This is a genomic window from Pontibacter rufus (assembly GCF_015694705.1).
GTDB lineage: Bacteria > Bacteroidota > Bacteroidia > Cytophagales > Hymenobacteraceae > Pontibacter > Pontibacter rufus.
Window position 1 is genome coordinate 666,791 of sequence record NZ_JADQDR010000001.1, and the last position, 16,166, is coordinate 682,956.

8 protein-coding genes and 1 pseudogene are annotated in these 16,166 nt (G+C 46.6%); 8 read left to right on the forward strand and 1 reads right to left on the reverse strand.

Annotation, left to right across the window (positions count from 1 at the left end; genetic code table 11):
• Positions 1-58 precede the first annotated feature (58 nt).
• Positions 59-1,078, forward strand: coding sequence for a PDDEXK nuclease domain-containing protein (locus I2I11_RS03055; protein ID WP_196266168.1), 1,020 nt, complete (start codon positions 59-61; stop codon positions 1,076-1,078).
• A gap of 355 nt (positions 1,079-1,433) precedes the next feature.
• Here I2I11_RS03055 and I2I11_RS03060 read toward each other — a convergent pair whose 3' ends face one another.
• Positions 1,434-2,231 (reverse strand): AraC family transcriptional regulator, encoded by a 798-nt coding sequence (locus I2I11_RS03060; protein WP_230679854.1) that lies wholly within the window; start codon positions 2,229-2,231, stop codon positions 1,434-1,436.
• Positions 2,232-2,694: 463 nt separating this feature from the next.
• Between I2I11_RS03060 and I2I11_RS03065 the strand changes: the two genes are divergently transcribed.
• The 7 genes and pseudogenes from I2I11_RS03065 to I2I11_RS03095 all read left to right on the forward strand — a co-directional run bounded on the left by I2I11_RS03065 (position 2,695) and on the right by I2I11_RS03095 (position 16,047).
• Complete coding sequence (locus tag I2I11_RS03065) at positions 2,695-3,483, forward strand: L-fucose dehydrogenase (protein WP_196266170.1); 789 nt, start codon at positions 2,695-2,697, stop codon at positions 3,481-3,483.
• 11 nt (positions 3,484-3,494) lie between these two features.
• Entirely contained in the window at positions 3,495-4,514 is a 1,020-nt protein-coding gene (locus I2I11_RS03070) for a zinc-binding alcohol dehydrogenase family protein (protein WP_196266171.1), read from the forward strand.
• Between the two features lie 876 nt (positions 4,515-5,390).
• Entirely contained in the window at positions 5,391-8,630 is a 3,240-nt protein-coding gene (locus I2I11_RS03075; protein ID WP_230679855.1) for a SusC/RagA family TonB-linked outer membrane protein, read from the forward strand.
• A 10-nt stretch (positions 8,631-8,640) separates the two neighbouring features.
• Positions 8,641-10,350 (forward strand): RagB/SusD family nutrient uptake outer membrane protein, encoded by a 1,710-nt coding sequence (locus tag I2I11_RS03080; protein WP_196266172.1) that lies wholly within the window; start codon positions 8,641-8,643, stop codon positions 10,348-10,350.
• 108 nt (positions 10,351-10,458) lie between these two features.
• Positions 10,459-11,286, forward strand: a pseudogene (locus I2I11_RS03085) (alpha/beta hydrolase); the annotation flags it as partial.
• Positions 11,287-11,489: 203 nt separating this feature from the next.
• On the forward strand, positions 11,490-13,475 hold the full coding sequence (locus tag I2I11_RS03090) for a glycoside hydrolase family 97 protein (protein WP_230679856.1): 1,986 nt from the start codon (positions 11,490-11,492) through the stop codon (positions 13,473-13,475).
• A 163-nt stretch (positions 13,476-13,638) separates the two neighbouring features.
• Complete coding sequence (locus I2I11_RS03095; protein ID WP_370582907.1) at positions 13,639-16,047, forward strand: glycoside hydrolase family 95 protein; 2,409 nt, start codon at positions 13,639-13,641, stop codon at positions 16,045-16,047.
• The last annotated feature ends 119 nt before the right edge of the window (positions 16,048-16,166 follow it).

Consider the following 16,166-nt stretch of genomic DNA (forward strand, 5'->3'; position numbering starts at 1 on the left):
TGAGTTTTAGGCTTTTAAGAGATCATGTATAGTTTAATTTAATCAAATATTTTTATCAATGGCAAAAACAAAAAATATAGCACCTACCGAGCAAATTTTGTTTAATGAGCTTTCCCAGCTTATTGAGCAAAGCCAGCAGCAAGTGGTCGCACAGGCCAATAGTACTCTTACTATCCTTTTTTGGCATATTGGTACCCGCATCAACAAAGAAATCCTGCAAAACAAACGGGCTGAATATTCAAAACAAATTGTGTCGACACTGTCGACACAATTGAAAGCTCAATACGGGAGAAACTTTGAGTTAAGAAATTTAAGGCGAATGATGCAGTTTGCCGAGCAATTCACCGATGTTGAAATTGTCGTGCCGCTTTCACAAAAATTGAGTTGGTCGCATTTTGTAGAATTATTGCCCTTAAAAAACCAGGAAGCAAAATTATTTTATGCCCAAGCCGCAGCCGCCCAAGTATTAGGCGTAAGAGATTTACGCAAACAAATTTCAACCAAAACTTTTGAGCGAACAGGCATAGCCAATTTACAAAATACAAGTAATAATCCCATTATATACAACAATTTCAAAGACCCTTATTTTTTGGATTTCTTAGGGCTACAAAACTCTTACTTGGAAAAGGACTTAGAGGAGGCTATTTTAAGGGAGTTAGAAGCCTTTATATTAGAATTGGGCAAAGGTTTTGCCTTTGTAGAACGCCAAAAAAGAATGATAATAGATGGAGAGGATTTTCATTTAGACCTGCTATTTTACCACCGTAATTTAAAACGGCTAGTAGCCATAGAACTAAAGCTGGGTAAGTTTGAAGCCAAACATAAAGGACAGATGGAGCTGTATTTAAAATGGTTGGATAGATATGAAAAGCAAGAGGGGGAATTGCCCCCAGTAGGCTTAATACTTTGTGCCGAGAGCAGCAGGGAACAGATAGAATTACTGGAAATGCACAAAGACGGTATAATGGTAGCTGAATACTGGACAGAGTTACCATCCAAGAGGCAATTAGAAAAAAAGATACACAGTATTTTAGTAGAAGCCAAAAAACGGATTGAAAGAAAAAAATTATTGGAGTAAGGTAAGGGCTCTCATATAGAAGTTACTGATCCATAAGAGGCATTAAAGAGGCTATTATGATTTAATTAGCTTAAAATCAACCATTTGAGATGCCCCCTTAAGCCTGATTATGATACTTTCAAGCTATCTAAAAATGTTAATAGAGGTATAAGGTGTTCGACTGTAGTCCCTTCCAGTCTGCCGGTAGCAATACCAAAATCAACTAAAAGCCCGTAAATCAACGATTTACGGGCTTTTTATTTCCACATCGGAGAACTACTTAACTCTATTACTTACTTCCTGTCACAGGAGCGCCATGTTCTGAGGCTTTGGTAAAATCTGCAGATGGTGTGCAAAGCTCTTTTGCCCGTTTTATTTACGCATTTATCTTCAGGTATTCTTTCTGATAGGTTTGCGGCGTTTTATCCACGATTTGCTTGAAGCTTTTATGAAAGCTGTTAAAGTTACTGAACCCGCTCTCGTAGCAAAGCTGCTTGATGCTCATCTTGTTGTCAACCAGAAGTTTACAGGCGTATCCCACCCGTATCTCAGTTACAAACCGGGAAAAAGTCTTGCCGGTCATATCCTTAAAATAGCGGCAAAAGGAATTTGGGATCAAGCCGGCTATATCCGCAATCTCTTCTAGGGTAATTTTCTGCTTGAAATGCGAGAGGGTGTACTCATAAATAGCATTTAAACGTTCATTCTCTGTTTCGGCTATGTCCGCCTGAAAGCCCATGGAGGAGAGCATTATGAGCTGACTTTCATTTGCTATGGCCACCAGGCATTTCAACAGGGCGATTACACGCTGTACTCCCATAGCCTGGTCGGCCTTCTGCATTAGTTTCCCTATTTTTCTCCCAGTCGCGCCAGAAATCAGAATACCTCGCTTAGCGTCGTTCAGCAACTCCTTCAGCTGTTTATTCTCAGGGATGTTTAAAAAGCAGTCTCCCCAGAAGTTAACCGCAAAATGAATTGCAGTGGAATATGCCACCGTGTTGTCATCATCCAGGGGTGTATGGTCGTACCTCCAGAAGTGCGGCAGGTTAGATCCTATCAGCACGATATCACCAGGGCTAAAGCGCCTGATGCTGTCCCCTACGAACTGCATGCCACTTCCCTTGTGCAGCTGAATTAGCTCCACTTCCGGATGAAAGTGCCACCTGTTGTTCATATAGGGGATCATGTTCTGGTGTATCCTAAAAGAACTTGTGGGCCCAATCGCGACTTTGAGAAACTGAGGTTTCATAGTTGGAAATCTAAGTTTGGCAATACCGTATATCAAGAAAGATAATATGCAACAATTATAGGATAACTTCCGGGTCAAAACTATCCTAAAGTAGCTATTACTTTGGATTATAGCAAAACAAAGGACTTATACCAAGCCTCTCTGTTTGCCTTCAAGCATTTGGCATAGATACACTGTGAGTGTCGGGTATTATAACACAAGTAGTCCAAATCACAAATATGAAAGTTTATGATAGTGGCTGGGCATCGGGAATCCTGCAGCCTTGCTTTTCGCTAGTCAGAGCAATACGCTTGTGCAGGCGTATTGCTCAGCCTTCAGCAAAGCAAACCGGGACGTGGTTCTTTGTGGGAGCTCTGCATCGTTTTACAACTTTACACAAGGACAACACATGGACTTAGAACTAGAAAACAAGGTGATCATTGTTTCGGGAGGTGCGAAGGGTATCGGCAGAAGCATTGCGGATGTGTTGGCCGCGGAGGGAGCCATTCCCGTGATTATAGGCAGAGACGCGCAGGATAATGCCCGGGCTGTAGCAGAGATAGAGCAAGAGGGCGGGCAGGCGTTCCAGATAGCGGCAGAACTCTCGAAGCCGGAACAGTGTGAGAAAGCAGTGAAGGCGGCTGCAGACCGGTACGGCAGAATCGATGGCTTGGTCAACAATGCTGGTGTCAACGACGGCGTGGGGTTAGAGAACGCCAGCTATGAAAAGTTCATGATCTCGCTGCATAATAACCTCGTGCACTATTATCTGCTGGCCCATTATGCCCTGCCCGCCTTAAAAGAGTCGAAGGGTGCTATCGTTAATATCAGTTCTAAAACCGCCGAAACCGGACAGGGCGGTACCTCTGCCTACGCGGCAGCCAATGGCGGCCGCAACGCGCTGACGCGGGAGTGGGCAGTAGAGCTTGCCAGGTACAGCATCAGGGTAAACGCCATCATCGTGGCTGAAAGCTGGACCCCGGCCTATGAAAAGTGGATCAACACACTTCCTGATCCGCAGGAGAAGCTGAAGGAAATCACAAGCAAAATTCCGCTGGGAAACAGAATGACATCCCCGAAGGAGATCGCCAACACTACGGTCTTTTTACTGTCAGCTCGGTCCAGCCATACCACCGGGCAGCTTATTCACGTAGATGGCGGATATGTGCACCTGGACAGGGCCATGGTGAACGGTTAAGCTTAGGAAAAATGAAAACACTTATATGCACTACCCCCGGCAAACTGGAGTACGCTGTGGGAGAAAGACCAAAGCCCGCTAAAGGCTGCGCTATCATCAAGATAAAGCGAGTGGGTATCTGCGGCACAGACCTGCATGCTTTTGAGGGGACGCAGCCCTTTTTTTCGTATCCACGCATTCTGGGCCATGAATTAGCGGGGGAGTTAGTTGACTTCGATAATGCGACCGGCTTTCAGAAAGGAGAGGCTGTTACGCTTATTCCCTATTTTAACTGTGGCCACTGTATTGCCTGTCGCACTGGCAAGCCTAACTGCTGTGCCAGCATTCAGGTGTGCGGAGTGCATATAGATGGCGGTATGGCAGAGTATATCTCCGTCCCTTCCGCTGCCCTTGTGCACGGTGAAGGCCTTGGCTATGATGCCCTGGCACTGATAGAGCCGCTTGCCATCGGGGCGCATGGCGTGCGGCGGGCAGCCGTAAAAGCCGGAGAATTTGTGTTAGTGGTAGGCGCCGGTCCTATTGGTCTGGGCACGATGGAATTTGCTCGAATTGCCGGGGCCAACGTAATAGCGCTGGATAAAAACGAGGCACGCCTGGCGTTTTGCAAAGAGAAATTAGGTATTAAATATACCATTCATGCGGATGCTTCCGATGTGGAGGCACAATTGCAACGTATCACGCAGGGCGACATGCCTACTGTCGTTATAGATGCCACCGGCAATCAAAAGGCGATCAATAACTCATTCCGGTATATGGCGCATGGCGCGCGCTATATACTGATAGGGTTACAGAGAGGCGAAGTTTGCATCAGCCACCCCGAGTTTCACAAGCGCGAGGCCTCGCTTATGAGCAGCCGCAACGCTACTCGCGATGACTTTGAGCATGTGATTGCATCGATAAAAAAAGGAATGGTTTCCCCCACAACTTATATCACGCACCGGGTGGATTTTGATGAAGTGGCCCAGGAGTTTGAGTGTTGGCTGAATCCTGAGACGGGTATTATTAAGGTGCTGGTGCAGATGGATAGCTAAGTTCAGGATAAGAGGCATGTTACGCAGCGAGCGGGAGAGAATGATATTGGGACCGTCTAGTGCGGTTTCATCTTCGCCTCTCTTTAGTGACTGGCCAACCCGGATATTTGGGGATTGGCGGCTACAATTATCTACTATAGTCAGGCAGCGGAATTTCCTGCCGTCAAAGAGCTGGTTAAACACGAAATCTTTCGGCCAGCACTCGTGCTGCCTGAAGAGTTCTGGGCGCTACACTCGGCGGCGGCCTAGCTCCTTCCTGGGAGTTTATCAGGAAGTATATAGAAGGATGCTGCGATATGTCCTGATCGATACGCCTCCCCACTTAAGTCTGATGATCTATAATGCCCCTAATCAAAGATAGCAGGTTGTCGTTCAGTTTACCGGCGCTGTAGCAATGGTGTGGAATAAGTATGGGAGTGATACCAGACGCTGTATCTGATTAGCAATGATAGCATGCCTAAACTATTCCTGTGCAGTTGCCCGGTTCATATGACACTTATACAGCGATGTAGCGAGCATTGATGCCTCTGCTTTCCCGGATATTCTCTAAAAAAGTATGTTTTTGCATTCCTGTGATAATAAACGTGAATGATAGGATAAGATAGAGGGTCGAAGTCATTCATAGACGTTTTATTTTTGGAATACTACATGAGTGAGGCGTTACTTAATTGAGGATGTAATGGGTAGCCATTGCTGGTCGGGGGTTGGGAAGAACTTATATTTCTATATGCCTGAAGAACAGTCTTCTAAAGCGATTCCGGACGTGTGTTTATCTTCGTGAGTTATCATTTATTTGGTAACCGCAGCTTTTAAAACAATCTTTTTCAACAGAGCCGCCGGCGCTTGGTTTTATATAAGCATGTTTATGTTAGATATATGGAAAAACAGCTACAATACAGGACAAGAACTTTAGAAGTCTTTTCAGGTAATATGAAATTAGGTAATTTCAAGAGCAGGATGAGGCTATCGCTGCTGCTCCTGGGAGCGTACACCATGCAGTATGCCGCGCAGGCCCAGGAGTTGCCGGAAGCCGGCACATTCCGGGGTACTGCTGCTTCCTATATTCTCACGAAAGCCGCTGCTGAAAGGGAGCCGCTGGCTCAGCAGAACCAGGCTGGACTTGAGAGAAAGAGCGCCTACCAGACCGTTACTGTTACCGGTACAATTACCGATGAGCATGGTGAAACCTTGCCGGGAGTAACGGTTTTGTTAAAAGGCACTACTATAGGTACGTCTACCAATGCAGATGGAAGCTTTTCTCTTGCTACCCCGGACGGTAATGGAATCTTAATTGTCTCTTTTATCGGTTATCAGACCCGGGAGATACCGATTAACAACAGGTCTACTATTAATGTGTCGCTTGTTGTGGATACAAAAGCATTGCAGGAGGTTGTAGTTGTAGGTTATGGCACACAAAAGAAAGAAACCTTGACAGGTTCGGTTTCTCAGGTAACGGGTGAAGAAATTGCCAGAAGCCCTTCTGCAAATGTAACCGCTTCTCTTCAGGGCCGCTTGCCTGGCTTGACAGCAAGCCAGAGAAGTGGTCAGCCGGGTAGGGACGACCCAGCCATTTTAATCAGAGGAGTAGGTACTTTAAATGATAGTTCCCCTCTCGTGATTATTGACGGGGTGCAGAGAAGCCAGTTAGGAAGATTAAATCCGGAAGACATTGAAAGTATTTCTGTATTAAAAGATGCTTCTGCGGCTATTTATGGCGCCCGTGCTGCGAACGGTGTAATCCTGGTGACGACCAAAAGCGGTTCAAAAGGGAAACCCAGTTTTACCCTTACTTATACACACGCACTGTCCAGTCCTACGAAAGTTACCGATGTGCTGGATGCCGCAACATTTGCAGAAGTTTATAATGAAGGAGTGTTTTACCGTTCTAATCGCAACTCCGGCTATACTCCCCAGTTTCCGGCTGATGCTATACAAAAATACAGGGATGGTTCTGACCCTGTCCTGTATCCAAACACAGACTGGGTGAACGAGGTGCTGAAACCTAGTTCTTATCAGCGAAACCTAAATCTCCAGGTGAATGGAGGTAGTGATGATGTTCGCTATTTGCTTTCTTTTGGTGCATTGGAACAGGATGGTAATTTCAGAAACGATCCAACTTTTTATAAACAGTACAATGTTCGTACAAAAGTGGATATCGATTTGACTGAGAATCTGACGATTGGGGCTAACATTTATGCCATCTTGAACAGGCGAACTTATTCATCTACTAACCAAGGTGATAATTTTATTAATATTTTACAGGCCAATCCGACCATTGTTGCCCGTTATCCGAACGGACTGATTGGTCCGGGCCGGCTTGGTGAAAACCCTTTGCTAATTGACCAGCGCGGTTATGATAAAATTGAAGACAATCCGATTTATTCTACATTCACCGCAAGCTATAAGGTTCCTTTTGTGCAGGGGCTTAAGCTGGATGCATCCTTTAATTATGACCTAAGTAATCAGTTCGAGAAAGTATGGAGCCTGCCCTATTTCTTTTACGAGTACAACACAGTAACAGGCGGTTATGACAAAAAGCAGGGAACAGGTCAGGCGGCGGCTTCTTTAAATGACAGTTATCGTAAGTGGACCACCATGCTTTATAATTTTAGGGTTACCTATGATAAGACGTTTTTAGAAGATCATCATATCACTGCGATGTTGGGTCGGGAGCAACAGCAAAATACATTCACGTTTGCCAGCGCTTTCAGAAGGAATTTCCTGAGCACTGCCATCGATCAGATCAATGTAGGAAGTACGGCTGCGGAGGACAAGGATAACAGCGGGTCAGCATCAGAAAGTGCTTATGATAACTATTTAGGCCGTTTGAATTATGATTTCAAATCAAAGTACCTTTTAGAATTTTTATTCCGGTATGACGGCTCACAAATATTCCCTCAAGGCAAACGGTACGGCTTTTTCCCTGGCATTTCCGCGGGGTGGCGCTTGTCTGAAGAAAAGTTCTTCCGAGATGCCCTTCCTTTTGTAGATCAGTTGAAGATCAGGGCTTCCTATGGCGAGCTTGGTAATGATCGAGTAGGTGCGTATCAATACCTGCAGTCGTATTTGTTTGGTAACAATTATGTTTTTGGGACCAATGACGCTCCGGGCATTTATCCTGACGTGATGCCAAATCCTGGAATTACATGGGAGCGGGCCAAGAAGACGGATGTTGGCCTGGAAGCGAAACTGTGGAAAGGAAAGCTTGGCCTTGACTTCACCTACTGGAAGCAAAATAGAAACAACATTCTTATTACGCGCAATCTATCAGTGAGTAATGTATTTGGTTTCTCTGGTCTGCCATCAGAAAATTTCGGGGAAGTAAACTCGCATGGTTACGAACTTATCCTGACACATGCAAATACTATCGATAAATTCACATATAGCTTGAGCGGCAATGTAGCTTACCAAAGGAGCGAGGTAGTTGAACTGGACGAAGTGCCGCCTGCAGAACCATACCAACGCTATACTGGAAATCCTGTGGGTTCGGATCTTTATTACAAGGCAGACGGCATATTCAATACCCGGGAAGAACTGGATAATTACCCTCATCATGATAATACCCAGGTAGGTGATATAAAAATTGTAGACCTGAACGGCGATAACATCATTGATGATAAAGACCGGTACCGAGTGCCTTATACTGCCATTCCGCGGTATGTCTTTGGGCTGAACACGGATTTCCAGTATAAGAATTTTGATTTAAATATTTTTATGCAGGGACAAACCGGGGCCTATAATTATGATGGTACTGCTGCGGCCCTTGGAGGGACTGATTTTGCAAATGCTTCAATTTGGAGAGCAACCGATCGCTGGGCAGTAAACAACATTAATGGCACAAAACCAAGGGCAGACGCATGGCAGCCTGGTAATACTACTTTCTTTCTGTTTGATGCCACTTTCATAAGAGTAAAAACAATTGAGTTGGGATACAGTGTGCCGGAATCGATCCTGGCCAAGACCAAATTCCTGAAGAGCTTCCGCGTCTTTGCCAGTGCATTCAATCTGGCAACCTGGTCTAAAGAGATCACATGGGCAGATCCTGAATTCAGTGGTGGCTATCTTACCTACCCTCCACAACGGGTCATTAACCTCGGAGGCAGTATTAAATTTTAAAACCTGATATATGAAAAAGCTAATAGGAATATTTTTAATACTTTCCAGTGTTCTCTTTTCGTGCAAGAAGGATATTTTAGAGATCGATCCCTTAGACCGCATTGCAGAAAATGCTGTTTGGGCTGACGAGAACTTGATCAGGGCTTATCATAATGAGTTGTATAATGGCATTCCGCATGGTTTTTATATTCACATGTATTCTAAATACACGGATGAAGCATACAACAGTGCTCCATGTTGTGGAGCCGATCTTTTCAAACTTAACAACTATACCCCTGATAATATTGAAGGTGCCAGTGGTGGAGACTTTTGGGGAGGGTATATGGCTTATTGGGGCCGAGGATACCAGTATATCAGAAAAATAAACGTTTTTCTGGAGAAGATGTCTGCCCCGGATGCACTGCAATTCGAAGACAGGGAGCAACTCGTGGCGGAGGCTAAATTCCTAAGAGCTTTTGTGTATTTTAACCTGTTCGAAAGATACGGAGGCGTACCTGTTGTAACCCAATCGTATGATTTAGAAGACGCAGGTTCGGTGTCTTTCAAGAGAAATTCCGTTGATGAGGTCGTTGCTTTCATAGAACAGGATTTGGAGGAAGCAATACCTAATCTGCCGGAAAGATATCTATCGGGCGACGCGAACTACGGCAGGGCTACACAAGACGCGAGTTATGCCTTGCGCTCAAGGGTGCTTTTGTATGCGGCTTCTCCTTTATTCAACCCATCGAACGATAAGCAGAAATGGCAAAAGGCTGCCGACGCAGCAGCTGTTTTTATTAATAACAATGACAGAGGATACGCTCTTTATCCTGATTATGGTAAGCTGTTTAACAGGCCCAGCGGCGCACAGCAAGATGAGTTTATTTTTACAAGAAACTTTACCACGACAAACGGTCATCAGGCACCCATGCATAACATTGGCAGGCGCTACGGAGGATATGGCGGATGGTGGGCAAGTAATGGGCCTTCTCAAAACCTGGTGGACGATTATGACATGATAAACGGCGAGCCGGCTTTTACCTGGTCAGGTGATGTGCAATCTATCAATTCCGCTTCAGGATATAATCCCAACCATCCCTACAAGAACAGAGACCCCCGAATGGATGCCACCATCATTCACGATTCCACTGTTTTCCGGGGTGATTTGCATGAAATGTGGATAGCGGCGAGTGGAGATCAATGGGGATATGATTCCTGGAAGCAAAGCAGCGATAATCCACGCAGCAGTTATATCATGAAAAAATTTATGCCGGAAGACGGCCCTCTTAACTGGCAGACCACCTATACTATTCCATGGCCATACTTCCGCTTGGCAGAGATATACTTGAATTATGCAGAGGCCAAGTTTGAGTTAGGAGATGAGGCTGCCGCGAGAGAATATATTTCAAAAGTAAGGGCAAGGGTAGGAATGCCGCCTATACCTAATTCAGTAACAGGAGAGAACCTCAGGCAGCGGCTTTATAACGAAAGAAGAATTGAACTGGCTTTTGAAGCGCATAGGTTCTTTGATATCAGGAGATGGAAAATCGCAGATGTAATTGAAAACAGACCCATTCGTGGAATGGATATCGTCAGGAACTTATCTACAGGCGCTACAACTTATACTCCTGTTCAGTTGTTGGTGAAAAATCCTTACCAGGAGAAAATGAATCTTCTTCCCATAGAAACAGCTGAACTCAGAAGAAACGAGGAACTGGAACAAACACCAGGCTGGGAATAAAGTATTTCATGATGGCTATATACCATGTTGCCGGAGATAAATACCTGGCAACATGGTATATAGCTTTGCATGTTTTTGTATATGTTACAGTAAAACACAGAAGAGGCAATGAAAGTTATACTTGTAGCTCTTTACATACTGCTGTTTGCTCCATTTTCATGGGCGCAACAGCATCTGGATAACAGGGCCCCCACAGGATTTGATCAGCTACAGGCAAATATTCCTCATGGGCAAATTGATACGGTGGAGTATTATTCAAAAACAGTGGGTACCACGCGAAAGGCCTTGGTTTATATTCCTCCGGGATTCACCAAAAAAGAGAAATACCCGGTTTTATACTTGTTACATGGGATAGGCGGTGATGAATACGAATGGTTGCGGAACGGCCATCCCCAGGTTATTTTGGATAATCTGTATGCAAAAGGCAAACTGAAGCCCATGTTGGTGGTGCTGCCCAATGGCCGGGCCATGAAAGACGACCGGGCGGTGGGTAACGTTTTCGATAGCGTAAAGGTACAGGCATTTGCCAACTTTGAAAAAGACCTGCTGCACGACCTGATCCCTTTCATCGAAAAGAGATATCCCGTTTACAAAGACCGGAAGCAACGGGCTTTAGCGGGCCTGTCTATGGGAGGCGGCCAGTGCCTCAATTTTGGATTGGGCAACCTGGATGAATTTGCCTGGATAGGAGGGTTCTCGTCCGCACCAAATACAAAGGTGCCGAACGAACTGCTCCCCGACTCGGAGGCGGCAAAAGAAAAGCTGCAGTTGCTTTGGATCTCCTGTGGTACGGACGACAACCTGATGAACTTCAGTAAGCGCACACATGATTACTTGGACAGGCACAATGTTCCCCATATTTTTTATGTGGAACCGGGTGGGCATGACTTCAACGTCTGGAAAAATGACCTGTATATGTTCTCCCAACTTCTGTTTTAACCTGTAACGGCGTCAAAGCACTCGGACGACAGGAGTTTGGACATCCCGGCCGCTACCAAAGATTAGTTCAAGCGGGCATTCCGGTTTGCCCATGAAGCCGGCCCTGAAAGCGCAGGTGTGGTGGCAGCGGGCCGGGCACTTCAGCAGGAGAAGGATACAGACAGACGGGATCGGGATGCAGGGCATAAGCTCAGTCAATCATGCAAACAACACAACCTAATTTTATGAAGTATAGAAGCACTATCTGTAAACCCTTGCCATATATTATCTATCTACTGCTAACCTTCCCGTGCCTGGCACAGGCACAAAATGCAAAAGTCAAAAGTCCGAATGGCAAACTTCAGGTAGAGGTGTTCCTGCAACAGGGACAGCCTTATTATCGCGTGGCGCAAGGAGGGGAAACAGTGCTGGAGGACTCTCCCTTAGGGCTTAAAACCAACCTGGTAGATTATTCTGACGAATTGGCCTGGGTGGACACGGTACGGAATACAATTCGAAATACTTACAGGCAGGAGAAGATCAAGCGCTCTGAAATACACTATCAGGCAAACGAACTAGTTTGCTCCTTTGCCAACAAAAGCAATAAATCTTTGAAAGTGGTTTTCAGGGTGAGCAATAACAATATAGCATTCCGGTATGAAATTCCGGAATCCGGAGAACCGTTGGCACTTGTTGTGGAAAAGGAAGCTACAGGCTTTAATCTGCCTCAAAATGCCAAGGGCTTTTTAACACCCCAGTCCAAAGCCATGGTGGGGTTTGCCAGAACAAAGCCGAGCTATGAAGAAGGGTATCAACTAGAACAGGACATTGCTGCCCGCTCTGCCAATGGCCAGGGCTATACCTTCCCCTGCCTGTTTCGGACAGATAACAAGTGGGTGCTTATTTCTGAGACGGGCGTGAGAGGGCTTTACTGTGGATCTCATCTGAGCGATCCTACTGCCGACGGCACCTACACCATTGCTTTTCCTGACGAGAAGGAAAACAATGGTTTCGGAAGTACTGGTGCCGCGATAGGTGTGCCGGCTACTACCCCCTGGAGAACCATTACGGTAGGCGAGGGGCTGAAGCCGATAGTGGAAACGACCATCCCTTATGATGTGGTAGAACCCTTATATGAGCCTTCTATCGATTACGAGTATGGCAAAGGAACCTGGAGCTGGATCATGTGGCAGGACCAAAGTATGAAGTATGCCGATCAGGTAACGTACATCGATCTGGCTGCGCAACTAGGTTATCAGTTTATTTTAATAGATACTTGGTGGGACCAGCGCATCGGTTATGAGCGTATGGAGGAGTTAATCAGGTATGCTGCGTCAAAAGGCATTGGGGTTTTCCTTTGGTACAACTCCAATGGGGTAGTCAATGATGCCCCTCAGACACCCAAGAATAAAATGAACACGGCCATTGCCCGGAAAAAGGAAATGCAGTGGATGAGGAAAAACGGGGTGAAAGGTATTAAAGTGGATTTCTTCGGGGGGGATAAGCAGGAAACGATGCGCCTCTATGAAGATATCCTGTCTGATGCCAATGATTATGGTTTAATGGTGGTTTTTCATGGCACCACACTCCCAAGAGGGTGGGAGCGGATGTTCCCGAATTATGTCGGCAGCGAGGCCGTTCTGGCCTCTGAGAACCTAATGTTCAGTCAGCACGCCAACGACATGGAAGCTCTTCATGCCACCTTGCATCCCTTCATCCGTAATGCCGTGGGCAGCATGGAATTCGGCGGCGTGGTGTTGAATAAACGCTACAACAGGACAAATGACGGAGGTAATTACAGAAAAACAACAGACGTCTTTCAGTTGGCCACCGCAGTCCTTTTCCAAAACCCGGTACAGTTTTTTGCCCTTGCGCCGAACAACCTGCGCGATGCACCGGATTTTGCGATCGGTTTTCTGAAGCAGGTCCCGACTACGTGGGATGAGACAATGTTCCTAGACGGGTATCCAGGGAAGTATTGTGTGTTAGCGCGTCGGCATGGCAATACCTGGTATATAGCAGGAGTAAATGCGCTGGCCGAGCCGATAAAGCTCAGTATCAGCGTCCCAATGTTGGCCGGGCAGGAGGTGAAGTTTTACGGAGACCGGAAAGACGGCTCCAGCTACACCAAACAGGTGAAGGTAAATAAAAGAGGGAATATATCCATTACCATTCAACCAAACGGCGGAGTAGTTATCGTACAATGAGGTTTTAAGGTTAAGTCTTCTTAGTCATACTTCAGCACAAAGCCATTTCAGGTTTAAAGCTTATAATAGTTGAAAGTACGGATAAGTATAAGAATAATATAAAATGATGTTAGCGAGAAGAATTGCATGCTGTTTGATATTTAATCTGGTATTCCTGTTCAAGGTGTCTGCTCAACCTGATGCCCCTTTAAAACTGTGGTATACTCAGCCGGCGAAGCAGTGGGTGGAGGCCCTGCCCGTAGGAAATGGTCGCTTGGGAGCCATGGTGTTCGGGAATCCTGTACAGGAAGTGATCCAGCTGAATGAGAACACAGTCTGGGCCGGACAGCCCAACCGCAATGATAACCCACGGGCCAGGGAAGCGCTTCCGGAGGTCAGAAAACTGATTTTCGAGGATAAATATGAGGAAGCCCAGAAACTTGTGAATGACAGATTTATCAGCAAAACCTCACAGGGAATGCCCTATGAAACGGTGGGCAACCTGAAGCTTTCATTTGAGGACCATGAGAACTATACCGGCTATTATCGGGAACTTGATCTTGAAAAAGCAGTAGCCACCTCCCGTTACCAGGTAAATGGAGTTAACTACAAAACGGAAGTGTTCTCCTCTTCTCCGGATCAGGTGATTGTGGTCAGGATAACAGCAGATAAGCCGCGTTCCATCAGTTTTTCCGCTACCATGGACAGGCCGGCTAACGCCATCGTTTCTTCACAGGGAAACGACGCCCTTATCCTGGCCGGCAGGACGGCGGATTTTGAGGGGGTGCAAGGGGGAGTGCAGTTCCAGGCCAAGACAAAAATTCAGGCCAAAGGTGGAACGGTTAAGGCCAGCGAAGGCAGTTTGCAGGTAGAGCAGGCCGATGAAGTAACCATCTATGTTTCCATCGCATCCAACTTCAACAGTTATAAAGATATCGGTGGTGATGCGGCAGCGCGAGCGGATGCTTACCTGCAAAAGGCCCTGAAGAAAGATATCCAGGTAGTTTACAAGGAGCATGTGGCTGACTTTAACCGGTACTTTGATCGGGTAAACTTCAGTTTAGGCGAAACGGGTGCCGTGAACCTGCCCACCGATCAGCGGATCGAACAATTTAAAAACGGGCAGGATCTCGGCCTGGTAGCGCTGTATTTCCAGTTTGGCAGGTACTTGCTGATCTCTTCTTCACGGCCGGGCGGGCAACCAGCCAACCTGCAGGGGATCTGGAATGACCAGCTTACCCCGGCCTGGGACAGTAAATACACGGTGAACATCAACACGGAGATGAACTACTGGCCATCGGAGATCACCAATCTAACGGAATTGAATGAACCGCTGGTACAGATGATCCGCGAGCTTTCGCAGTCCGGCCGGCAAACCGCCCGGGACATGTATGGAGCACAGGGGTGGATGTTGCATCACAACACAGACATCTGGCGCATCAACGGCCCTGTGGACGGCGCCTTCTGGGGCATGTGGCCGATGGGTGGCGCATGGCTTTCCCAGCACGCATATGAGAAATATGCCTTTTCCGGCGACAAAGCATACCTGGCATCGGTTTATCCTATCCTGAAAGAAGCCTCGAAATTTTACCTTGATTTTCTGGTAGAGGAACCGGAGCATCAGTGGCTTGTGGTTGCGCCTTCTGTTTCTCCGGAAAATGCGCCCACCGCTCACCCTGGCTCGTCCATTTCTGCCGGCACTACGATGGATAATCAGCTGGTGTTTGATCTGTTTACCAAGACTATCAAGGCCGCGGAACTGCTTGGTACCGATAAAGAACTGGTGGCTGACATGAAGGCAAGCCTGAAAAAACTACCACCGATGCAGGTGGGCAGGTGGGGGCAGCTCCAGGAGTGGATGCACGATTGGGACAACCCACAGGACCATCACCGGCATGTATCACACTTATACGGGCTTTATCCATCCAATCAGATATCCCCCTACCGTACGCCAAAGTTGTTTGATGCAGCCCGGACATCCCTGTTAGCCCGTGGCGATGAGTCTACGGGTTGGTCGATGGGCTGGAAAGTAAACCTATGGGCGCGGCTGCTGGATGGCAACCATGCTTTTAAACTCATCCAGGATCAGTTGTCTCCATCCATTCAACCGGATGGAAAGCAAAAGGGAGGCACCTACCCCAATCTCTTTGATGCGCATCCCCCTTTTCAAATCGACGGCAATTTCGGCTGTACGGCAGGGATTGCTGAAATGCTGTTGCAAAGCCAGGATGGAGCTATTCATCTTTTACCAGCCTTACCAGACGCCTGGGAGGAAGGCAGCATCAGTGGCCTCAAAGCGAGGGGAGGATTTGAGGTGGATATCAAATGGGCAGACAACCAACCAGAGGACGTAACGATCCGGTCTGCTTTAGGAGGCAACTGCCGAATCCGTTCTTTCTTCCCGCTGGCTGGCAAAGGGCTGAAAAAAGCAAAGGGTGCGAATCCTAACCCTTTATATCAGGTGCCGAAGATAAAGGAACCTTTGGTGTCAGGCGATGCCGATTTAAAGAATTTGGCTCTGAAAAAGGTATATGAATACGATTTGGCTACTTCTCCCGGCAACATCTATGTGCTGAAAACGGGGAGGAAGTAAGGGCGTGATTCCGGGTAAAAAAGAGTAAAGACAGTATAGTATATTCTCAGCAGGCTTATATTAAAAAGAGCAGGCACCTGTTTTGGCGCCCACTCTTTTTAATAGTTAAGGTTCTTATT

Bases quoted from the DNA above. Each gene is read 5' to 3' on its own strand.
- I2I11_RS03080 (WP_196266172.1), top strand. From the start codon at position 8,641: ATGAAAAAGCTAATAGGAATATTTTTAATACTTTCCAGTGTTCTCTTT.
- I2I11_RS03060 (WP_230679854.1), bottom strand. From the start codon at position 2,231: ATGAACAACAGGTGGCACTTTCATCCGGAAGTGGAGCTAATTCAGCTG.
- I2I11_RS03070 (WP_196266171.1), top strand. From the start codon at position 3,495: ATGAAAACACTTATATGCACTACCCCCGGCAAACTGGAGTACGCTGTG.
- I2I11_RS03075 (WP_230679855.1), top strand. From the start codon at position 5,391: ATGGAAAAACAGCTACAATACAGGACAAGAACTTTAGAAGTCTTTTCA.
- I2I11_RS03055 (WP_196266168.1), top strand. From the start codon at position 59: ATGGCAAAAACAAAAAATATAGCACCTACCGAGCAAATTTTGTTTAAT.
- I2I11_RS03065 (WP_196266170.1), top strand. From the start codon at position 2,695: ATGGACTTAGAACTAGAAAACAAGGTGATCATTGTTTCGGGAGGTGCG.
- I2I11_RS03090 (WP_230679856.1), top strand. From the start codon at position 11,490: ATGCAAACAACACAACCTAATTTTATGAAGTATAGAAGCACTATCTGT.